19 protein-coding genes, 4 tRNA genes and 1 pseudogene are annotated in these 23,030 nt (G+C 46.2%); 11 read left to right on the top strand and 13 right to left on the bottom strand.

Annotated elements, in window-relative coordinates; translation table 11 throughout:
- Positions 1-166 precede the first annotated feature (166 nt).
- The 9 genes from DXA74_RS13145 to DXA74_RS13105 form a co-directional block, all read right to left on the bottom strand.
- On the bottom strand, positions 167-1,273 hold the full coding sequence (locus DXA74_RS13145) for an ABC transporter permease (RefSeq protein ID WP_118528312.1): 1,107 nt from the start codon (positions 1,271-1,273) through the stop codon (positions 167-169).
- Positions 1,274-1,288: 15 nt separating this feature from the next.
- Complete coding sequence (locus tag DXA74_RS13140; protein ID WP_118528310.1) at positions 1,289-2,401, bottom strand: ABC transporter permease; 1,113 nt, start codon at positions 2,399-2,401, stop codon at positions 1,289-1,291.
- Positions 2,402-2,443: 42 nt separating this feature from the next.
- On the bottom strand, positions 2,444-3,187 hold the full coding sequence (locus DXA74_RS13135) for an ABC transporter ATP-binding protein (RefSeq protein WP_233550550.1): 744 nt from the start codon (positions 3,185-3,187) through the stop codon (positions 2,444-2,446).
- On the bottom strand, positions 3,171-4,100 hold the full coding sequence (locus DXA74_RS13130) for an ABC transporter ATP-binding protein (RefSeq protein WP_118528306.1): 930 nt from the start codon (positions 4,098-4,100) through the stop codon (positions 3,171-3,173). Before DXA74_RS13130 ends, DXA74_RS13135 begins: the two co-directional genes overlap by 17 nt.
- 9 nt (positions 4,101-4,109) lie before the next feature.
- A complete protein-coding gene (locus DXA74_RS13125) occupies positions 4,110-5,012 on the bottom strand; it encodes an HlyD family secretion protein (protein WP_118528334.1) in 903 nt (300 codons plus the stop codon).
- A 25-nt stretch (positions 5,013-5,037) separates the two neighbouring features.
- Positions 5,038-6,291 (bottom strand): TolC family protein, encoded by a 1,254-nt coding sequence (locus DXA74_RS13120; protein WP_118528304.1) that lies wholly within the window; start codon positions 6,289-6,291, stop codon positions 5,038-5,040.
- Positions 6,292-6,389: 98 nt separating this feature from the next.
- Positions 6,390-7,043: a TetR/AcrR family transcriptional regulator gene (locus DXA74_RS13115; protein WP_118528302.1), complete on the bottom strand. Its 654-nt coding sequence runs from the start codon at positions 7,041-7,043 to the stop codon at positions 6,390-6,392.
- 273 nt (positions 7,044-7,316) lie between these two features.
- On the bottom strand, positions 7,317-11,375 hold the full coding sequence (locus DXA74_RS13110; protein WP_233550549.1) for a glycoside hydrolase family 2 TIM barrel-domain containing protein: 4,059 nt from the start codon (positions 11,373-11,375) through the stop codon (positions 7,317-7,319).
- 38 nt (positions 11,376-11,413) lie between these two features.
- On the bottom strand, positions 11,414-12,940 hold the full coding sequence (locus tag DXA74_RS13105; RefSeq protein ID WP_118528300.1) for an oligosaccharide flippase family protein: 1,527 nt from the start codon (positions 12,938-12,940) through the stop codon (positions 11,414-11,416).
- Between the two features lie 95 nt (positions 12,941-13,035).
- Here DXA74_RS13105 and DXA74_RS13100 point away from each other — a divergent pair, with 95 nt between their 5' ends.
- The 11 genes from DXA74_RS13100 to DXA74_RS13045 all read left to right on the top strand — a co-directional run bounded on the left by DXA74_RS13100 (position 13,036) and on the right by DXA74_RS13045 (position 20,214).
- Positions 13,036-14,139, top strand: a complete 1,104-nt coding sequence (locus DXA74_RS13100) for a glycosyltransferase family 1 protein (RefSeq protein WP_118528298.1) — start codon at positions 13,036-13,038, stop codon at positions 14,137-14,139.
- A gap of 146 nt (positions 14,140-14,285) precedes the next feature.
- Positions 14,286-14,372: transfer RNA gene (locus DXA74_RS13095), tRNA-Ser, on the top strand.
- An 8-nt stretch (positions 14,373-14,380) separates the two neighbouring features.
- Positions 14,381-14,452 (top strand) — tRNA-Glu (locus tag DXA74_RS13090).
- A 33-nt stretch (positions 14,453-14,485) separates the two neighbouring features.
- Positions 14,486-14,557, top strand: a tRNA-Glu gene (locus tag DXA74_RS13085).
- Positions 14,558-14,582: 25 nt separating this feature from the next.
- Positions 14,583-14,669, top strand: a tRNA-Ser gene (locus DXA74_RS13080).
- Between the two features lie 300 nt (positions 14,670-14,969).
- Complete coding sequence (locus tag DXA74_RS13075; protein WP_118528296.1) at positions 14,970-16,061, top strand: site-specific integrase; 1,092 nt, start codon at positions 14,970-14,972, stop codon at positions 16,059-16,061.
- Between the two features lie 408 nt (positions 16,062-16,469).
- The gene (locus tag DXA74_RS13070) at positions 16,470-16,682 is read left to right on the top strand and encodes a helix-turn-helix domain-containing protein (RefSeq protein ID WP_118528294.1); all 213 of its coding nucleotides are present in this window, start codon (positions 16,470-16,472) and stop codon (positions 16,680-16,682) included.
- A 228-nt stretch (positions 16,683-16,910) separates the two neighbouring features.
- Positions 16,911-17,573, top strand: coding sequence for a hypothetical protein (locus DXA74_RS13065; protein ID WP_147344186.1), 663 nt, complete (start codon positions 16,911-16,913; stop codon positions 17,571-17,573).
- A 34-nt stretch (positions 17,574-17,607) separates the two neighbouring features.
- A complete protein-coding gene (locus DXA74_RS13060; RefSeq protein ID WP_022131116.1) occupies positions 17,608-18,102 on the top strand; it encodes a hypothetical protein in 495 nt (164 codons plus the stop codon).
- Positions 18,103-18,942: 840 nt separating this feature from the next.
- Complete coding sequence (locus DXA74_RS13050) at positions 18,943-19,563, top strand: CatA-like O-acetyltransferase, family 2 (RefSeq protein ID WP_117728752.1); 621 nt, start codon at positions 18,943-18,945, stop codon at positions 19,561-19,563.
- A 210-nt stretch (positions 19,564-19,773) separates the two neighbouring features.
- Positions 19,774-20,214 carry a hypothetical protein gene (locus DXA74_RS13045; protein ID WP_118082132.1) on the top strand — a complete coding sequence of 147 codons (441 nt, stop codon included), beginning with the start codon at positions 19,774-19,776 and terminating at the stop codon, positions 20,212-20,214.
- A 159-nt stretch (positions 20,215-20,373) separates the two neighbouring features.
- On the opposite strand, the gene DXA74_RS16630 is transcribed toward DXA74_RS13045, so the two are convergent.
- The 4 genes and pseudogenes from DXA74_RS16630 to mobC all read right to left on the bottom strand — a co-directional run.
- Positions 20,374-20,610, bottom strand: coding sequence for a copper resistance protein NlpE N-terminal domain-containing protein (locus DXA74_RS16630; RefSeq protein WP_233550548.1), 237 nt, complete (start codon positions 20,608-20,610; stop codon positions 20,374-20,376).
- A 352-nt stretch (positions 20,611-20,962) separates the two neighbouring features.
- Positions 20,963-21,709, bottom strand: coding sequence for a hypothetical protein (locus DXA74_RS13035; RefSeq protein WP_118528330.1), 747 nt, complete (start codon positions 21,707-21,709; stop codon positions 20,963-20,965).
- A 32-nt stretch (positions 21,710-21,741) separates the two neighbouring features.
- A pseudogene (locus DXA74_RS13030) lies at positions 21,742-22,692 on the bottom strand (relaxase/mobilization nuclease domain-containing protein).
- Positions 22,689-23,030: plasmid mobilization relaxosome protein MobC (gene mobC / locus DXA74_RS13025; RefSeq protein ID WP_233550547.1), on the bottom strand; the 342-nt coding region annotated here is incomplete at its 5' end. The pseudogene DXA74_RS13030 and the gene mobC, both read right to left, overlap by 4 nt.

Raw genomic sequence — 23,030 nt, 5'->3', positions numbered from 1 at the left:
CTCCGTTCGCCTTTGTTTTTCAAAAAAGTAATCAGCTTGAGCAAGCCTTTGTTATTATGTAGTAGATTAAGATCCGCCATGGTATTAAATTTACGTCCCTACAAAGTTAGGGAAAGCCCTTTATAAAAACATCACTTTAATATTTTTTATAGGGTTGCCGTTCCCATCAATTCGTTTTTCTATAACTCAGAATGGCCCAGGTAATCATAACCGAACCGATGGTGAGCAATCCCAAAGCATCTTTCCACAAATCGAGGAATGTGCTTCCTTTCATGTAGATCGCACGCATGGCATCGGCATAGTAGCGCATGGGGTTCAGATAGGTCAGAACCTTTGCCCAGGAAGGCATGGAAGCGATTGGGGTGAAAATGCCGCTCACCAACATGAACACCATCATAAAGAACCAGGTGATGAACATGGCCTGCTGCGCATTGTCGCTGTAATTGGAGATGAGCAGACCCATACCGGCCGTCACCATTATATTGAAAGCGGTGAAGAGATACATCAGGCCCACGCTTCCGGCACAAGAATAACCATACACCAGCCAGGCTATGAGCAGACAGGCAGAAAGTACGAAGAAGGCCACCAGCCAGTAGGGAATCATCTTGCACAGGATAAAGGCACTGCGACGCACGGGCGTGACGTTGATTTGCTCGATGGTGCCCCGTTCCTTTTCGCTCACGATATTCAGGGCCGGAAAGAAACCGGTCAGCATGGTGATGGCAATGACAATCAGGGCCGGCACCATGAATTTCTTATAATCCAAGAACGGATTGAAATAGTATTTCGGAGAAACATCCAGAGAAAGAGAAGCCGCGCTCTCCCCCTGTCCGGCTTTCTTGCGGGCGTAAAACTGACGCACACTACTGGTCAGATAGCCCGCACCGATACTTCCCTTCGTTCCGTTGATGGTGTTCACCTTGATGCCAACAGGCAAGTCTTCTCCCCGTCCCAGCTTGCGGTCCAGATCGGAACCGATGGTCAGAATGGCATCGGCCCGGTTACGGTCCATCAGGTCCATAGCCCGCTCGGGATTGGAGCTGACTTCCACCAGATTGAAATATCCCGATGCGGTACAGGTCTGAATCAGTTCGGATGAGACTTCTGTACGGTTCTCGTCCACAACCACCAGGTTGATGTTCCGGATTTCCATGCTCACGGCAAAAGGAAACACCAGCATCATCAGTACCGGGAAGGCAATTGCCATCTTGGGCAATCCCGGATCCCGGAAAAACTGCTTGAACTCTTTTTCGAGCAAATACCACAGTGTCATAACGCCTTCCTCCTCTTATAATCTTTTTCGAAACAGTCCGATGCTTACGGTCAACAGGAATACCGTCATCGCGAGCAGCACCAGAAACTCCTGATAAATATAACCAAAGCCTACTCCCTCTATCATCACTTTCTTGACGATAATGATATACCACTTTGCCGGAATGATATCGGAAAAATACTGCAAGATCACCGGCATGCTTTCACAAGGGAAGATAATGCCCGAGAAGATCATCGTGGGCATCGTGAGTCCCATACCGGAAATCAGCAAGGCGGTCTTTTGGGTGGAGGCTATCACAGAAATCAGCAAACCCAGTCCCAGGGATGCCAGAATGAACAGCACAGAGACAAGCAGCAAAAGCAGCAGACTGCCCCTCATGGGCACATCGAGCACCCACCGTGCCAGAAGCAGAATCGTCACGAGATTCACCACCGAAAGCACCAGATAAGGTACGGCCTTACTGACAATGACGCTCATCGGGCGCACAGGCGATACCAGCAGCAGTTCCATCGTGCCATACTCTTTTTCGCGCACTATGGAGATGGCGGTCATCATGGAGCATACCAGCATCAGGATCAGTCCCATCACTCCGGGCACAAAGTTATAGGCCGAGAGCACCGAAGGGTTATACATATACTGCACATAAGGGAATGATGCCTCGCTTGCCGGTTCCGGCCGATCCTTCAGCATCAGATCACTCTGGGCATCCGTGAGCACCCCGTTGACATAATTCACAATCATCTGCGCCGTGTTCGGGTCGGAAGCATCGCTCAGCAGACGCACTTCGGCCCTACCCTCATGGCGCAGGCGGGCATCGAAGTCGCGCTCAAAGCACACCGCCACATCGGTCAGTCCCTTGCGGAAGCGCTCCGGCACATCGGCCACCGTTTCATAAACCGACACCACACGCAGATAATGATTCTGCTCCATCCGTCCGGCAATACGACGCACGGACGGGTCCGACCAGTTGCCCACGATATCCACACGGGCGTCGTGCACCTCCGTACTGATGGCAAAGCCAAACAGAATGATCTGCACCACCGGCATCACCAGCACAATCAGAATGGTTCTTTTGTCGCGGAAGATGTGCCAGAACTCTTTTCTGACAAATGATAAAAAACCTTTCATGGTGTCCTATTTTTATGGTTTAACCTCTGTTGTCACTCTCTGTCACTGGCGCTTGGCTTTCAGAGCCAGCTGCCGGAACACGGCATCCATGTCGGCGGCCTGATAGCGTTCTTTCAGGGTGGCCGGAGCGTCCAGATCGGCAATCACGCCATCGACCATGATGGACACCCGGTCGCAGTATTCGGCCTCATCCATATAGTGTGTCGTTACGAATATGGTAGTGCCGCGCGAAGCCGTTTCGTAAATCATCTCCCAAAACAGACGGCGCGTCTCGGGGTCCACGCCTCCGGTTGGCTCATCCAGGAAAACGATTCCGGGCTCATGAATCAGCGCGATGCTGAATGCCAGTTTCTGTTTCCAGCCCAACGGCAGATCGCCCACCAGCTCGTTGCGCAGGTCCGTCATGTTCAGATTATGGAGCATCGACTCGGTCTTTTCACGAATCACCTTGCTGCTCAGTCCGTAAATACCTCCGAACAGACGGATGTTCTCCCACACCTTCAGGTCGGCATAAAGAGAAAACTTCTGGCTCATGTATCCGATGTTCCGTTTTATCTTCTCCTGTTCCCGGCAAATATCAAACCCATTGACCGTTCCGCCCCCCGAGGTAGGCAGGCTCAGTCCGCAGAGAATCTTCATGGCTGTGGTTTTCCCGGCTCCGTTGGCTCCCAGAAAACCGAATATCTCCCCACGGTGCACCTCAAAACTGATGTGGTCCACCGCCGTAAAGTTGCCGAACTTCTTGGTCAGTTCGCGCACCACAATAACCTCATTCTCCTTGTCCATAATCATTCTCCTTTGCCAATTCCATAAAACAATCTTCAATATTCGGACGGATGTCGCGCACGGAAACCTTCCGGAATCCGGCTTCTTCGACCGCAGCCTGCAAGCCTCCGGCCGTCAGCACACCGGGCTCCGCCGCCACATGATGCTCCGAACCGAAAGAGAAGCAGCGAAGCACTCCGGGACAGGTGCGCAGGAACTTCAGCAACGGATAGGCCGGCTCACCACACACGCCGAACAGCTGATGCGGATAGCGGCCCACAATCTCGTCGGGCGTTCCCGTTTCGATAATCCTGCCCTTCTGAATCAGGGAAATGCGGTCGCACAAAGCCGCCTCGTCCATATAAGGAGTGGACACCAGAATGGTGACACCAGAACGGCGAATGCGATAAAGCATGTTCCAGAACTCCTTGCGGCTGATAGCATCCACACCGGTGGTCGGTTCGTCGAGAAACAGCACCGAAGGGCGGTGCACCAGCGCACAACACAGCGCAAGTTTCTGCTTCATACCTCCCGACAGCGCCCCCGCCTTACGGTCCTTGAAGGGTTCTATCTGGGCATAGATTTCCTTGATATTCTCATAGTTTTCGGCAATGGAAGTGCCGAACATCGTGGCAAAGAAGTCAAGATTCTCCTCCACCGACAGGTCCTGATAGAGTGAAAAGCGTCCGGGCATATAGCCGATGCGGCTGCGTATCTTGCGATAGTCGCGCACCGTATCCAGTCCATCTACCTCTGCCTGCCCTTCGTCCGGCAAAAGCAGCGTGACCAGAATCCGGAACAGAGTTGTCTTTCCGGCTCCGTCGGGACCGATCAGTCCGTATATCTCTCCGGGATTCACCTGCAATGATACGCCGTCGAGCGCCACGCAGGAGCCATAACGCTTACTGATCTGCTTTACATTGATGACAGCCATAGTGCATGATTATTTAAAATGAACAAACGCATACATTCCCAATTTCAGATAGCCGTCGTTGCGGAGTGCTATCTTCACGGCATAAACCAGGTCGGCCCTCTCATCTTTGGTCTGTATGTTCTTGGGGGTAAACTCCATCTCATCAGCAATCCAGATCAGTTTGCCGGTATAGGAACGCAGATTCTTCGTGCCGTCGTCAATAGTGACCCGAAGCGAATCACCCAGTTTGACTTGGCTCAGCTGCGGCGTAGTGAAATAGGCACGCACATACACCTGATTCATATCGGCCATCTTGAACAGGGATTTTCCGGCCGTGGCCATCTCACCGGTTTCGGCGAATTTGGTCAGCACCACCCCGTCGATGGGAGCCACGATACGGCATTTGGCCAACTGGTCTTCCTTCTCGGCTATCTGCACATCATACAGCTCCACTTCCTCCTTGATGCCCGCATTATTCCGCTCATAAGTCTGTTTCTGGGCGGCAATCTCGCGTTCGGCCACAGCTATCTGCGAAGCCAGATCCTCCACCTGCTTACGCGTACCGGCATCCTTGGCTTCCAGAATGCGATAGCGCTCATAGTCCACCCGCAGATTGTTCAACCGTTCGTATTGCGAAGCCAGTTGCCGCCGAATGTCCACCTGCTTGGTGCGTGCGTTGGCTTTCTTGCGCAGCAGTTCCTGCTTTTGCAGAAATGTCTGAACAGAGTCAATGACACCGACCACCGCTCCTTTCCGGAGCCGGTCGCCCTCGGTAAGATCCAGCCGGACAATGCGTCCGTTGCTCTCGGCCGAAACCATCACTTCCGTAGCTTCCACCTGACCGCAGGCATCAAACTCTCCCGATTTGTCCGTGCAGGCTCCGCAAAACAGGAGCAACAGCAACAGACCGTGATATAAAGTTCCGCTTTTCATATTCTGATTCTTTTTCAAGTTTCTTCTACTGTCCCAACGTATTTCTCAAATCATAGACCGCCATGATGAACTGCACCTGATGGATCGACTCGGCCACCCGGGCATCAAACTCATCGTCAATCCGGTCCATCAGTTCGGTCATCCGAATCACTCCCTGACGGTATTGCTCCTCACCGGCCTGACGCAACGACTCGCGCAAACGAATAATCTCGCGGTCCTGCTTCCAGATGCGTTCCGCCTTGTCCACCGCATTCATCTGCTCCGTTGCTTCGAGCATAGTATTGAACACGAAAGTTTCCTGCTCGATCTTTACCCGGCGTTCCTGCGCCTTCACCTTGCGCAAGTCCTCTTTTCGGGAATACAGGGCTCCGATGTTCCATTGCAGCTTCAGGCCTACCGTGTAGTAAGGCTCAAACTCATTCTTCAGCATATTCAGGCCCGGACGTCCCAATCCTCCCTGAAAGGACAGATTCAGTTTAGGATAAAGATAGGTCTGCAACTCCTTCCGCTGCACCTCCGTCTGCCGAAGCTGTGCCTGATAGAGCCTCATCTCCGGACGAGCCAGCCGCATACTGTCTGTCTCAACCGCCACCTCGGGCTCAGAGAACCGTGCTCCGTCCAGATCTTTTCCGGTCAGTTTGCCCAACATCGCCACATAGGTCTTCCGGTCGGCACACAGGGCATCTTTCTTTTGCTGATAATCCAGAATGCGCACCTTGACCTGATCCACATCCGACTGATAAGACACTCCCTGTTCCAGTCCCACACGGGCCTCTTCCAGACTGCGGTTCAGGCTCTTGATTACAATCTCGTTCTGGGCAATCTGTTTGTCCATCAGCAGAATCCCCAGAAACAGGTTCTGCACCTGCTGACGGATGGCATACAGAGATACATCCAGCTGCCGGCTCTGCACTTCGGCCTCGGCACGCACCTTGCTCTTCTGACTGGCACTGCTTCCTCCGTCCCACACGGTCTGGTTCAGCTCACCCACCACGGAATACTGGTCGTGCGGCAAATCAAATTCAAACCCGGGAATCTCGAAAGGCATCTCCACCACCTCGGACTGATACTGCGCCTTGGCCGATACGTTCAGCTGGGGCAACCACCCCTTGCCGATGCGCTTCAGGTCATATTGCTCCACTTCACGGATCAGGCCACGTTCCTGAATCAGAGGATAATGGTTGCGCGCGGCCTCCAGACATTCGTCCAGCGTCACCTGTCCGTACACACCGCCGCAAACCGCCGAAATCCATACCATCAAAAAGAAAAGCCTTTTCATATTCTCCTCCTTTCTGAGTTTATCTTAAACATTTCTTATTAACAACCTTGTTAATTATCGGATACACGGATCATCATTTTCTTACGCCAATCATCAAACTAACCTTTTACCGGGTCCTTGCCATAAAGACGGAGATAAATCAAAGTAAGTATTTCCTCGTGTCTCCGCTTCAGCAGGGCATCCATTTCCGCCTTTCCAAAATGGGCTATCTGATTAATGGCCGGCAGAAACATATAGGTGGAGAAAACCAGCGTCACAATATCCAGAAAGAGCTGTTCGAAAGTAACCGGATTGCATTTCCCCTCGGCTATCTCATGCTGCAACAATGCCTTATGATGCCCTCCCAGAGCACACATAAGATTGATGACATTCTCCTGATAGCGTTCCAACAGGTCAGGACTATGTTTTGCCACTTCGTAAAGCAGACCGGCCAGTTGTGTATGCTCGTCCAGAAAAGCAAGCAACATGGAAATACCGGCACTCAGATTTTCCCAAAATGACTGTCTCTCGGCCGACATGGACTGGCGCACCGATGAAAACAGCTCATGCAGATTCTTGTCCAATACCTTGAAGAAAATCTGCTCCTTGGTATTAAAATAATAATGAAGCATGGCGTGCGTCACCCCTGCCCTGCGGGCTATCTCGGTGGTTGTGGCCAACAGATAGCCTTTTTCGAGAAACAACTCCTCGGCAGCCGCCATAATAGCCTCTTCCGTGTTCTTTTTTGCCTTGTTTATCTTCCTTGTATTCATGTCTTTATATATTAACAGCTCTGTTAATTCCCAAATGTAAAAGAATAAAATAAAAAAACAAACTTTTTTTCTGGATTTAACATTCTATTTTTTGATTGGGCACCGCAAACTGAAATCATCGAAATGATTTTATCCGATCATCGAAATGAAATGAAAATTTCATCACCATGTTTTTTTGAGGCCTTGCGAGACAAAAAAAGAGATGCGCCCCAGTGAGGACGCATCTCCTTATTTTCTTATAGAATCAAACTTTCGGCGTTTGTCTCCGCATGATTAGTTGCCCACGGCAGACAGACGCAATTTGTAAGACAGCGGCTTCTTCGGAACCCGGTATTTCACCAGGGTATCCACATTCTGACCGCAGCTGGCATTTCCCACACCGCGCATCACGGCATCCAGATGCATCACGATGTACGGACGCTTTTTCAGTTCCCACATGTGGTTGGCATTCATGAAGTCGGCATCGGTATAAGGCAAGGTAGAGAAAGACACATTGCCTTCGGTTTCGATCTTCACTCCATTGCCCTGGGCATCAGTCAGCACCAGTTCGCGCAGTCCCTCACGGTTGCCCATGCTCTGCGGCTTGACATACTCGGCAGTCATGCTGTCCACCTCTGTGCTGTAACGGCCCACCAGACAACCGTCCTTGCGGTCGTTATAGTTCTCCCACGGACCGTAGGCATAATAATCCACCTGATTCAAGGCAGAATCCACCATGCAAACCAGTCCGGCACGACGCAAGTCCTCGGTCTGCGGATCGAACTGCACATCCATGTCCACCACACCCTGAGGATAGAACTTATAGGTAATTGTTGTAGGACACAGTGAACTGCCGCGGAAGGTCTTCACGACCACACAATCGTCTTCACGGCTCACGGTGCAGGTACCCTTTTCATTCAGTCCGGCATTCGTATTGCCAAACTTGTCGTTTTCAATCCAACGGTGGTTGTCGTAAACAAATCCCTGACCGTCGGCAATCACATTCTTGCCTTTCATCAACAGAGTGGTCATCCGACCGGTACGTGCGTCAAAGGCAGCCTTGATGCCCTCGCCTTTGATAACGACTTCCTCGGCATTCTCCACGACTTCCAGTTCATTGCCCTGCGGCTTCAGGGTCTTCAGACCGCCACGCTCGGCGATGACAAACTGAGCCATAGCCTCCTCGTGGTTCTTGGCACTCCATACTGTGGCATTTCTTCTCTTCACAATCATGTTCAGCAACACCTCGTCGCCCTGTTTCTTGGCTTTTGAGAGTTTCACTTCATTCAGCTTCACAGCCATAACGAAAGAATCCTTCGGAGCAACATCCGGCAAACCAAGTTTCTTGACGCTTACCTTGACACCATTCTTCAGCACTTCGGCATAAAGATCAAAATCCTTCAACGAAGTGAAGTCGTATTTGTTTCTGATGGCAATGTAGGCCACATTTTTCTTCTCATCCAACCGCTGCAGACGGAAATTCACCCACTGGTGAGCGGCTTTTACCTCCTTCAGCTTGGCACTTTCATTACGGGTAGCCGGAATGACACCGTTACTGCAGAAGTTACCCTGGTGCGGGCCCGGGAAGTCATATCCCGTGTGCAGACGTCCTTTCCAGGTGCCGTTCTTGATTTCCTTAGGTTCGTAAATGGCCTGGTCTACCCAGTCCCAGATACATCCGCCCGAGGTGGCATTACTGTTTTCAATGCTCTCCCAATATTCTTTCAGGTTACCGATGGCATTACCCATAGCATGCGCATACTCACAAATGAACATCGGCTTGTCCATGTTGCTGGTGTACTGGGCCATCCAGTCCATACCCGGATACATCTTTGAATACAGGTCACTGTAGGTGTTACCGCCATAAGGCAATCCGTTACGCGTTCCTTCATAGTGAATCGGTCTTGGATCGAGTTTGCGGGCAGCAGCATAACATGCCTCAAAATTGCGTCCGTTACCGGCTTCGTTACCCAAACTCCAGAAAATCACACTCGGGTGATTGCGGTCACGCAGCACCATCCGGTCGATGCGGTCCACAAAGGAAGGAATCCACGACGGACGATCGCTGATGCTCTGATTGGCATGGTCTTCCAGATCGGCCTCGTCCATACAGTAGAGTCCGTAGTAGTCGAACATGGCATACATCTTGGCCGCATTCGGATAGTGTGATGTACGGATGGTATTGATATTGTTGCGCTTCATGAGCAACACATCCTGCAACATAGACTCCGTAGTCACCGCGCGTCCGTAAAGCGGATGAGTGTCGTGACGGTTCACACCCTTGAAGAATACACGCACCCCGTTTACAAAAATCTTGGAATCCTTGACTTCGATATGACGGAATCCGTATTTGGTAGAGAAAGCCATCTCCGGTTTCTTTTCCGAATTCTCGGAGTACTGTACCACGCGCACCGTATACAGGTTCGGATGCTCGGCGCTCCACAAGGCCACCTCACCTGGCACTTCCAAAGTTACATCGCGCACAACCAGCGTATCAGCATCGGTCAGCGTTCCGCCCACCAGATCCAGACGCAGGTTTTTCTTTGTGACCAGCTTGTCGCTCGGGTCATAGAGTGCCACTTCGATGCTCTTGTTGAACGGCTGATGATCGCGGTTGTCAATCTCCAGACGCACATTCACCTTGGTTCCTCCTGCCGGCACTCCGTCGAAACCGGCCACCTGAGCGGTGATATAATGGTCACGAACGGCAATTTTCGGCGTATTATATAAGTACACGTCACGGAAGATACCACTCATACGGAACATATCCTGACACTCCAGATACGAACCGTCGCTCCAACGGAACACCTGTACGGCCAACTTGTTCTCACCTTTCTTCAGATATTTGGTCAGATCGAATTCGGCCACATTGTTCGAACCCTGAGAATAACCCACATACTGTCCGTTCAGATAAACCAGAGCGGCACTGTAGATTCCTCCGAAATGAATGAAGGTACGTCCCTCCTGCCAGTCAGCCGGCACCTGGAAAGTACGTACGTATGAACCCACCGGATTGATACCGTAGTTCTTGCCCCCGTCGTTGAATCCCGGACGGGCCTTAATGAACGGAGGTGTATTGGCATGCGGATACTCCACATTGGCATAAATCGGACGGTCGTAGCCCTGCATCTCCCAGTTGGAAGGAACCGGAATCTCATCCCATCCCGACACATCATAGTCTTCCTTATAGAAGTCCACCGGACGTTTGGAAGGTTCATCCACAAAGTTAAACTTCCAGTTACCGTTCAGCAACTGATAATAACTGCTGTTGGGCTGCACCCAAGGAGTGCGGTAGAAGTTCTTGTCGGCCAGCATCGCCTCTTCACTCGGATAAGGCAGATAAGTGGCATGCGCCTTCTCCTTGTTCTGCTCAAACATGGTTTCGTCTTCCCAGAAAGGAGACTCAAACTTAGGTTTCTCTACCTGCACAAAGCGGAACCAGGAACTTTCGCCTGCCTTGGCACTCTCGATACGCTGCAACTTGCCGTCCTGCAAGGCATACACAAAATTCTTCTTTTGCGGATTGGCCGAACGGACCTGGAACACACCGGTCTTCCCTTTCACCGGAAGGAACTCAAACTGTGCATTGTTCCACACACCGGCCACAGCAGGCCATTGCAGCAGATAGTCGATAGACGGATTACCGCCACCGTCGTCAAAATTCTGGTCGTAGAAAGCACCACCTACAACACGGCGCTGCAAATCCAGCATCTTCACGGTCCAGTACTGGCCACGGTTCTGCGCATCCTTCTTCTCCGGACGGATACGGGCATTGTTCTCGCCACTGTCACCATTACCCAGCACCCACTTGCCGTCGGCACTGACAATCTGGTAAGTCAGATCCTGATCAAAACCAGCCACGGCACTTTCCTTCACTTCAAACCAGGCTGCCTTGGTATTCTTCACTGCCTCCTTGTCCTTCAGGGCCAATGAACCGTCGGCCTCACAGGTCACGGCCATTTTCGGCTTGTTGGCAGGAACCAGCAGATACGTTCCGTCCTTGGCCGGCTCCAGTTTCCACAACTGCGATTCGTCACTACCGTTATTCTCGGCCATACGCACCTCGCCGTTGCCGGTGGTGTGAATAGCCAGATTGTCAAACGGGTTCATGATGCGGTAACTGCCGGACAGTTCCGTTACCGTCCAGTAGAGCTGTTTGTCCGCCTCATTCCATTTCAGGGCTGTGGCTGCACTCTCCTTTCCGCCCTGATATCCCAACACCATATTCGGTTTCGATTTGGGATACAGCACATACAAGCGTCCCTTTTCAAATGCCTGCGCTCCCCATGCAAACACAGAAGCACAAAGGCACCCGATGAGGGTACACATCCATCTGTTCAGATTCTTCTTCATCCGATCTTCTTTATTTAAAGTTAAACATAATAATATTTCTATTTCCCGAACCTGTTTTTAAGCCGAAGCCACAAACCGGTATTCTTCTTCAGAAACCCGAAGGTATAAGCCGCCGAAGCCAGCCAGACCAAGGCTGCCGGAAGATAGCGCACCGGACTGTCCACCAGGTAGCAAAGCAGCGTTGTGGCCAGAATCAGGCCGCCCTGCACCAGAATATTGCCCACAATGCTCCGGCGCAACACGAAACCGTAGCGCATGCGATACAGGGTGAGCAGCATCAGCATGTCCAACAGACCGGTCAGCGACAGGGCCAACCCGCCGCCAGGAAGTCCCCAAAGCACAAAGCAACCCACAACCAGCGCTACAAAAAACAGGTTATAAAGCAGCTCCACAAGCAAATATATCTTCAGGTCGCTCTTCACCAAAGGCAGATAAGCCAACGGAAGCGTCACGCCCCGAAACAGCATATAGATACCGGCACATACGGCCATATCCACAATAGGCAGGAACTCCCGCGTGTAAAGCAGAGGAACCACTACCGGCAAGGCCAGCATAAAGGCTATGAGCACCGGAGCAATCAGCATCACACAAACCTCGATCTGCTGGTTTACCGAGGCGGTCATCTCCTTCAAATCCTGATGCACCGCCGAGAGACGAGGATAATAGTCGGCCTCCAACGCCACGAACACCATGCCCGGATAAGTGACCATCAGACTGAAACCCATCTTGAAAAAAGCGACTTCTTCCAAGGAGGCATGACGCAGAATGGCCACCGGAATGACCCATTCGGCCAGACTGGCAAAAATGGAAGAGAGGATGAAAGCCATCCCCAACCGTACCAGTCCCATCCCCTGCTGCCAGAGGTGCGGCGAAGGCTTGAGCAACTGCCATGGATATACCCGCCGCGCATAATAAATGTAGACACACATCACGGCAAAGGTGCTGCACAACAACGCGGCCACAATCCCCTGCTCCCGAAAGAAATAATAAAAAGGAATGGTAGTCAGCAAAGTGAGCCCTCCGCAAAGCAAAGAGGCCCATGCAATCCATTTCAGCCTACGGGCCGCCTTCAGCAAGGCCAACTCTCCTCCGGTCACTGCCAGAAATCCGATCATCGGCGCCAGGAAAACAATATCCAGCGTATGGTCCTCTTTTCCCGAAAAGGAGAAATAATTGAGCACAGGAGCCAGCAGAACGCATAGCAAGGTGCCGCCGACAGCCGTGGCCAGTACCCATGTGCGCACCATCGCCACATAGCGGTTTGTTTCCTCCGATGAGCAGTGCTCCTGAGTGTCGGACACATGTTTCACCGCACTCATCGCCAGCCCCAGATTGGTAATATTGGCCACAAAAGCCATCAGACTCTGATAAAGGGCAACCAATCCCATGCCGACCGCTCCCAGAAAAACGGTTGCCAGCTTATTTCGCACCAGCGACACCGCCATAGTCAGTGCCTGAGTGCCTCCGAGTATTCCCGTATATTTGACGATCTGCCCGTACGTGGTGGATTTTTTTTGCGGTATGTTTTCTCCGTCAGGCAGTCCGGTCTTCGATTTTTCATCCATGCAGCCGCAATAAATAAATTAAAAACAAGCAAATATACACTCTTTTGTGCAAATATTCGGTAACTTTGCCCCAAAAGATTAAGATATAGCAATCTATGAAGATATTACTGATCGGAGAATACAGCAACGTACATTGGACGCTCTCGCAAGGCCTGCGCGCTTTAGGCCACGAAGTGACCGTTCTTTCGGATGGAGACGGATGGAAAAACTATCCGCGCACTCTGGATTTGAAACGCACCTCTTATAACCGTCTGTCCGGCATCCGTTATCTGCTCCGCCTGATCCGTCTGCTCCCCCGCCTGCGCGGCTATGATGTGGTGCAACTCATCAATCCCATGTTTCTGGAGATAAAGGCAGAGCGCATGCTCCCCGTCTACAAATATCTTCGCCGTCACAACGGGCGTGTCTTTCTGGGAGCATACGGCATGGACCGTTATTGGGTTCAGGCCGGCTGCGACGGCAAGAGTTTCCGCTATTCGGATTTTAACATCGGCAGTAGCCTGCGCGAATCGGCCGAAATCACGCAATGGAAAAACGAATGGCTGGAAGGAAGCAAAGGCCGCCTGAACCAGTATATCGCCGAAGACTGCGACGGCATCATTGCCGGTCTTTACGAGTACTGGGTGAGCTACCATCCTTATTTCGGAGACAAGACAACCTTTATCCCGTTTCCGATCAACCAAAGCGAGATCACCCCGATACACCCGCGTAACGACGGGAAAGTGCGTTGCTTTATCGGCATCCAGAAGACCCGCAATGCTTACAAAGGTACCGACATCATGCTGCGTGCGCTGGAAGAAGTGGCAGCACGCTACCCGAACTGCGAAATCGTAAAGGCTGAATCCGTACCCTTTGCCCAGTATCAGGAAATGATGAACGACAGTGACCTGCTCCTGGACCAGCTTTACAGTTACACACCGGCCATGAACGGCCTGCTGGCCATGGCCAAAGGACTGGTACTAGTGGGCGGTGGTGAACCCGAGGCTTACGATCTGTTGCAGGAAGACACCCTGCGCCCGATTATCAACGTACAGCCCAATCAGGAGGATGTGGTGCGAAAGTTGTCCGAAATCATGGAAAATCCCGATATTCTGCCAGTACTCTCAAAAATGAGCCGGGAATACATAAAAAAATATCACGATCATATTCAAGTGGCCCAATCATACATAAACTACTGGAAAACAAGTCACAAGAAGTAAACAAAAGCCCCTCTTCGCATAGGTCGGGCAACAGAAAAACAAAAAAATATCAGAAAAAAAGCGCGAAATATTTGGAGATATCAAAAAAAGGCGCTACCTTTGCATCGCAATTGAGAAAAACAACGGTTCAAAATTGCAAAAAGGAAGGAAGTTTGGGTGAGTGGCTGAAACCACCAGTTTGCTAAACTGACGTGCGGGTTACCGTACCGGGGGTTCGAATCCCCCAGCTTCCGCAAAAATTGGCGTCTTCGTCTAGCGGCTAGGACACATGCCTCTCACGCATGGAACACGGGTTCGATTCCCGTAGACGCTACAAAATCAATTGATTTCTCTTATCTAACCAAACGGCGTCTTCGTCTAGCGGCTAGGACACATGCCTCTCACGCATGGAACACGGGTTCGATTCCCGTAGACGCTACTCTTATCAGAAAATATTATTGGAAGGAAGTTTGGGTGAGTGGCTGAAACCACCAGTTTGCTAAACTGACGTGCGGGTTACCGTACCGGGGGTTCGAATCCCCCAGCTTCCGCAACGACCTAAGAAATTAGGAGGAAAGAAATAGACAAGTCCCGTAAAATCAATGTTTTACGGGACTTTTTTTATTTATCCGACGGACAATCGAAAGACACTAAAATGCCTACTTCTGACAAAGTTCCGTTACTAAATCGTTACTAAAAATCAGCCTGTAAAAATAGTAACGATTTTCGATGTAAGTCCCTGATTTGTCGCTTATTGACGTTCAAATGTCTGCTTATAACCCAATTATTAATTATTCCTTTGCAGAGGGAAGTCATTACACCCACTGTAACGGAGCTAAATTAAAAAGGATATGAGTAAGAGTACATTTAAGATTTTGTTCTATCTAAGAAAAAATCAGGTAAACAAGGACGGAACAGTTTGTATTATGATTCGTCTGTCACTTAATGGTGAAATCTCACAGTTCAGTTCTAAACTAAGTGTCAAACCCGATGCTTGGGATAAAAACTTATGTAGAGCTAAGGGAAATAGTCTGAAATCACGCCAACTAAATGAAACACTAGAAGATATTCGTACCTCCTTAAAAAATCATTATAGAGATATTGAAATGCAGGAAACATTTGTTACTGCAGAGAAAGTTCGCAACGCATTTCTCGGTCTAACGACTAAACAGAGAACCCTATTAGAGATTTTGAAAAAACACAATGAGGATGAAAGAAAACTGGTTGGAATCAGTAAGAGCCTGGCTACGATAGAAAAATACGAACGCTGTCATAATCGCCTGGAGGAATTTATGAGGCTTAAATACAAAATATCAGATATACCTCTTAAAGAAATTAATAATGCTTTTATTACAGACTTTGAGTGTTTTCTAAGAACAAAATATAATTGTAATGAAAATACGACAGCAAAGTTTATTCAGATCTTACGCAAAATAATTCTTATAGCTAAAAATAATGGTTGGATTTTTATAGATCCTTTTGCTAACTACAAAATAAAAACCAAACCTGTTGACCGTGGCTATCTTACAGATGAGGAGGTTAAGAAGATAATGGACAAGTCCTTTCCTACAAAAAGGCTGGAACAGGTAAGGGATTTATTTATTTTTTCTTGCTTCACAGGATTGTCCTATATTGATTTGAAGGAGCTGAAGGCAAGCGACATCAGAATCTCGTTTGACGGGAAGCCGTGGATTATGACGCACCGTCATAAGACAGATACTCCGGTAAACGTACCGCTGCTGAAAATACCGCAGGCGATACTCCAGAAATATGAAGGTCAGCTCCCCAAAGGCCAATTGCTGCCTGTACTGAGCAATCAAAAACTTAATTCTTACTTAAAAGAGATTGCGGATTTGTGCGGTATAAATAAAAATATTACCTTCCACCTTGCGAGTCACAGTAAATTCTTTTATTCATTGAATATCAGCAAGTTGAGTATTTAAAAAATGTGACTGCTAACGATTTAGAAACGAGCTATATTCTTTTTCTTTCACAACTTTGCAATATACAAAGAACGCTTTGATTTCGAGTGCAAAGTTAAATCTAATTTCTGAAAAACAACATTTTATGCTGTGATTTTACAAAATATTAAGATTAGTCTTTGCAAAGGTAAAAGAGTAGTTACCAATAGTAATTTTCATGTAACGTCATTTTAAGAGTATGGCAAAAAGAACATATTCATAAACGCATATATGTATCTTGCCATATTGGGAAATCAATTGCTTAGTTCCATTTTTGCAGATTATATTTCTATTTTGTCTAAATTACGACGGAATACAGCAGATATTCAAGGGATTTGGATGGATTATCACGATAAAATATTATTTTTGTAGCGTAAAAACAATAAAAATATGAAGTTAAATCGCATAAGAGCAGTTTTGGAGGACAAAGGGATAAGCCAAACATGGCTTGCAAAGAAGTTGGGAAGGAGTTTCAGTACGGTCAATGCATACGTATGCAACCGCACTCAACCCAATCTTACCACACTTCTTGAAATAGCGCAGCTATTGTCTGTGGATATGAAAGAACTAATTACGGATGAGACGGAGCGTACCACTATATAGAAAATGAAAGACAATGTCAAACAATAGTTAGTGAATTGCCTTATGATAATCAAAAAACTTGGCTTATTCGTATTATGGTGCATTTGCATCATATTGGGGCTAAAAGCTCTTACTCATGCATTTTCGGAAACTATCGGAATAGTTATAATAGTTTGTGTCGTGGTTGTTGCTGATATTGTTCAGAGATATTTCAATCGACATGAACGGTGGTTCCGAAAGAGAGTTAATATGCTGAGAACCATTTGTCCGAATTCTCCAAATGATTTTCGGATGATTGGTGACCCATTGTTTGAGTCTTTTTCTTTGGGAAATTTCTTCATTCAATACAAGCCTGAAACCAAGGAGTTTCACCTCTGTTGCTGTATTTATATGGTTCTCCCCAATATTGTAGAGACTTGGAACAAAGCAATAGAAGACATAAATACAATTATTGCCCAGAAAGCGCCTTACGTAAAAATTGTAATAGATAGGCATGGTGAATTAGGGCAGGGTTTCAGTCTGATAATCCCTGCTAAGAAAGCGAAGAAAACACTTTTGTTGGCATTTGCTCACATACTCCTTGAACTCAAGAAGTCGCTCCCATATAGAACTAACGAGAATGGCATTTTAGTATGTGAAGTCTATTTTAAAATCAAGGTGTTCAACACGATTTGCTATGGCGAATATGATGGCGTGAGAGTGCTGAAAGCGGTTACCATATCTTCAGATGGAAATTATACCTTCGTCAATGTCGAGGAAGATGAATGTGTGCCAGAAGACTTTACCAAGTCCAATCCTCCGATGTCCATCATCCTGCAATATGACTTGTATTCAATAGAAACCAATATGTTGATTAGCAAAGAGGAATTTGATGTCCATTGGGAGAAATGCAAAGACTTGTGTGAATCATAATCATTGGAGTACGGATTACAAATTCGATAGCACTATGAATTTTACAACTATAATGTTAGGACATAAAAAAAGGCAAGTTAGGCTACAAGCTGATGTTAGTTACGACCCTTTTCAAATTTTTCCTGATTTACAACATGTAAAAGACAACAATCTCTTCCACATCGATGAAGGAGATGTATTTTATGACTTCATAGGTGACCAAGGACCATTAAGATTTATTTCCGATAACTTCAAAGATTTGTTAGAAAATAATGGAGTAAAGGGAGTTTCTTTTATCCCCATAAAAATATATGGTTCAAGGTTGCAATACTATGCTCTGTTAGAAACGCAAATAGATTCTATCTGTGAACATGATTCTGACGGAGACCATATTTATGGGACTTTCCAAATAGATTTCACCTCGTGGAATGGAGAAGAACTCTTTTATTTGAAAGATAGTGGGGCTATAGTTTGTTCTTTACGAGTTAAAGAACTCATTGAAAGACACAATATTTCAAATGTCTCTTTTGAAGGCTTAGATAAATATTAAGAATTGACTATGATGAAATTTATAACTATCAGCATATATATATCATTATGTATTTTGTTCGTTGGTTGCAAAAAAACAAATTCCTCCACAAACGAAATGTGTAATTGTTCTGTGGAGAGCATAGAGGATGAATTAGAATTGCTATGTTTAAAATCGAAAAATGATTCTATGACACTCTCCATGGAGATAACTTCTGACAACATGGTCAATGATTACAACTACAGATATTTGGGCTCATTACAAGTAAGCAGCAGAATGTTTGAGGTGTTACAAAAAACAGTATTGTCTGGTCAGTATAAAGATGCTCAACGAGCATTAGTTTCTATTAGGTTCTTTACAAATGGAAATTTATTCGGAGAATATACTGGATTGAACAACTTTTATTCCGTAAAGATTTCCTCTAACAATATTTGCATCTATAATGTAGAAACAAGAAGTAGCAAAAAAATCAATATGAAGGATTCGATACCACAACTATTATTCTTCCATTATAACGATAAGGATAGTTCTTCATGCGGAGACCTGTTCTACTTTCGCAAGAATTAGTTTTTTTGTGTAGTTTGGATATAATCTGCATAACAGCATTGTTATTTTCCACAACTCTGTGCAATTATCCGGTTTTGTCATTTCAAGAGTATGGCAAAAGAACATATATTCATTGCAAACATGCATCTTTCCGTGTTGGAATATCAATTGCTTAGTTCCATTTTTGCAGATTATATTTCTATTTTGTCTAAATTACGACGGAATACAGCAGATATTCAAGGGATTTGGATGGATTATCAAAATAAAACGTTATTTTTGTAGTATAAAAACGATAAAAATATGAAGTTAAGCACTATGAGAGAAATAAATCCCAAAGAAACCACCCGTGCATATGCATTTGAGCTTTGGATGAAAGCCCCGATGCCAATGGTTACGTTTTTCAAGATTTTGGATGTCAGTCGTCTTGTTAAAATCAGCAAAAAGTCAGGTATGAAATTCAATATGCTGATGTGCTGGTGCATCGGCAAAGCGGCAAGCAGTATCAAGGAATTTTATATGCTGCCTGTCGGAGACAAATTGATGCAATATGATGCTATTGCGGTTAATACCATTGTTATGAACAAGGACAATGAGGTCAGTTCATGTGATGTGCCGTTTTCTGATGATTTGCAGCTATTCAATGAAGATTATCTGAAATTGACAATGGAAGTAGCCCGAAGCTGTGAGAACCACGATTTGACAGAAAGCATGGTAATAGGGACTTCCGCACTGGCCCAATATGAAATTGACGGTGCGGTAGGTATGTACAGCGGTATCTTCAACAATCCGTTTATGATATGGGGCAAGTACCATAAAGGTTTCTTCAGAACGACACTAACGGTTTCATTCCAATTCCACCACACTCAAATGGACGGGGCACATGCTGCAAAGTTCCTGGATCGCCTGCAGCAGGAAATCAATAAATTACTTGTGTAGCGATGAAATATCCAAAGTGTTGTTTTATATTTGAATCTGATTTTCTTCAATTTTGCGATAGAAGAAAAAGATTTGTATGAAACCCTGTTATAGACACCTCAAATTGGGCGGTTTCACAATTGGTGAATACCGCCCAATATAAAAAATGTCTTAACAAACAAGTTTAACAAGAATGGTCAAGATTTGGCTATTCACAATAGATTTTTGAGAATGAAATATATAATAGAAATTTTCATGTGTTTATTTTTGATTTGTTCATGTGACAATCATGATGTAGAATTCAATGAAAAGGAACAGACTTTTTATATTTACAATCTGTTGCATTTTTCTATTGAGCCATTAGATAGCTTTAGCAAATCTTATACATATGACTTCTTTTTGCGGACAAAGGGAACATGTAGAGAGGTGGATACTATTTGTTTAAAAAAAAGAATATCAAAGAAATTTAAAGCGATAGAATCGTCTTCTTATAAGCAAGAATTTCGGTATAATCCTTCCTATATAAGGCTATTACCAAACACTCAATATGTAATAAGACATAACGGGATGGGAGCTAAAGTAAATATAATAAAGTATTTTTATACAGATTCTTCTGGAAATTTACATTATAAGTGTGATGAAAAGTCTAGTAGGAAATTACAAGAGCCTTAATTATAAAGATTTTTGCTATAAAAAGAATATATAATTAGTTAGGAGAAAATATCAATAAAATCCATGAGTGAGACACAACAACCCACGGGTTTTATTTTTATTATTTTTTCTTCAGTACACCGGTCTTTGCGCTTCTTGGCTCATTCCCAAATGAATCTATTAGATAATGCAACTATCATTCTTTATCTTGTAAAATATATTATAACCACTTGACAAATGTTCTAACATCAGAATACTGCCGTCAAGCACTTTGAAGATACCGTTCAACACTTCACTACTATCCGAATCGTTTGTAGATTCCTGCTTCAAGCAATACGTTCCATCTTCATTTAGTGTGAGTGTTGTTTCAACATTAGGTGGCAACACACCGCAATATGTTCCTGCAATGGAATCCAAGTCAATACTGTTTTCTTAGACTGCCGTATATTCTTCGACTTTAACAGGATTAATATCGGCATCATTTTGTTTCGTATTACATAAGATATAAGATGCAACAAGTGAGATAACCAAAACTGCTATAATTATCTATTTCTTCTTCATAGCCATCATAAAAATAAAAAGTGTCCGCAATGTCAAACGAGTGGCATCACGGACACGAATGAACAGTTGAGAGTTAATGAAAAGTCAGGATTCTGCTATGTTGCTGATGCATTGGACAAGTTCTTGCACTATCAAACACGATACGGAGACCGTTCGTCTTTACTTTATCGAAGCAAAGGATGCGCTTGTAGCCGATGGTCGTTGTCTATTATTTCTTATTAATTTTCTTTTTAATTTCATTCGCCTCTTTAAATAGGCTATTAGCAATGCTATCTTTAATTGCTGCCATCTGTATCATTTCGATATGGTGGCGAACAGAATCCTCGTAAGCAGCAACACGATTCCTCACATTATTTATAACATTTTCGTCTCGACATATAGAGAAGTACTTTTCAATGTAGTGAATGTTTGGGTCATCAGTAGAAAGCACCATCTTCAATGCCCTATATTTCAAGTCTGCCTCCTCCCAATCTTGGTAATCTCGCCATTGGGTGAGATTGCCCCAAATGGAAATGACAAGGGATAGAGCCAAGCCACCAATGAAAAGAAGAACATTCTTTGAGGTTGGCTCGAAGTGATGGGTTACAACCTTCTTTTGAGGTGATTTGTTCATCAATTCAAGTTTATCTTGCAATGCCTTTGAGGTGACAGTATGCTCTTGTTTCATCTGCTTGACAGCATCAACCAAGAACTTGCTTCGCTGCTCATTTTTGCCAAGTTCAACCTTAATAAGGTCAGCAAAAACGATAATGGCATCTCTTAATTTGGATATTTTATCTCTGACTTCCTCTTCTTTGATAAACATCGCATTGATTGACTTATCCAACTTGGTTATGTCATTACTTGCAAGAACGTTTTCTGCTCCTGCGTTCTTTGTGGAGGCAGAAAGTTCATCGACTTTCTGCTCCAATCTCTCAACTGTGCCGTAGATGGCTTCCAATAGTTCTTCTTTCATGTTCGATTCTAATTTTAAGTTTGTAACTTGCATCAAAGGCTGAAGCCCTTTCTGCGTTTTCTCTTTTTCTTCTTGGCGGATTCATCCTCTGGGAATGGCTCATAAGTTTGGGCATTAGACGGAGCTAACAAGCCGATGGAAGAAATACCACTCCAAGGGTCTTGGGTATGTTCTGCCGTTGGTTGAGTCTGTTCTACTTGGTGACAACTTGATTGTCCTCCCTGCATAGATTCGGCTCTTGGCGATACACGATTATACTCTGTGCCAAGTCTTGCATCCAACTTGCCAAAGCTATAGCCTCGGCTAATCTGCGTACCTTTGAAGCTATATCCATCCTTGCTGAAACGGATGCCTTGTACCTTGGTTCGCTCCTTGTCCTTATAGACAAACTCTAGGTGAACACCTCGTTTTGCAAGTTCATTCTTGAACTTCTGCCAGCTATCTGCAACTTTCAAGGCATCCTTGACGGCATTGTGAATCTCGTATTTGGCACGCTCTGCATTGCGTAACTTGCGAGTATTAGTATTGCCCTTGTCCGTTCCGTAGGTCAGTCCATACTTGGATTTTAGAGCCTTGGTCACTTGCTCATTACGCCTGTAATCATTCCTGTCTGATATGAGTTTGCCCTCATTATTGATGCGATTGTACACGATATGACAATGTGGATTGTCTGTGTTGTGATGCCTTACGATGATGAATTGAGTATCTTTTATCCCCATCATCTGCATGTATTCAAGGGCTATCTTAGCCATGAAATCATCCGTCAAACGTGGCTTGTCCTCTGGTTTGAAGCTCAATGCAATGTGTCCCACAGGCTTCTTAATCCTTGGATTTAGCTGCCTCTGTAGTTCGAAACTTTACGTTATCTCGGCATTCGTGCCGAGTAACACACCATCCGAGACGATGATTTTCGCCTCGTCCTTGCCTGTAACATAGCGGATGCAACCACCAAATGAGCTGCCCTTCTTTAGCTTGCCTATCATGTGGTATCCTCCTTTCTGCCCATACTGCTTGGCTTCGGTTTATAACTTGCTTGGCGATACTCGCCAAGGATTTCTTTCAATCTTCTCAACAAGTCCACCACATATACATGGGTTTCATGGAAACCTCTCTGATGCGACAGCTTGGTAAGTTGGTTGAGGTTGTTCGCCATGCCAATGAGGTTCTTGGCGATGGCTACCGTCTCTGCATTGTGTCCGCTCATCACCTCGCCGTTCAAGGCGGACTCACGGATGTACTCCGCCAACTTGCGGTTGGCTTTTCTCGCCCTCAGCCTCAGTGCCTCGTAGCTTGGCTTCGAGAACTTCACCGTGACAGACTT

The sequence above is a fragment of the Bacteroides sp. OF04-15BH genome (assembly GCF_003477995.1).
GTDB lineage: Bacteria > Bacteroidota > Bacteroidia > Bacteroidales > Bacteroidaceae > Paraprevotella.
Note: the sequence above shows the minus strand (reverse complement) of the source record. Positions and strands in the feature narration are given on the sequence as shown.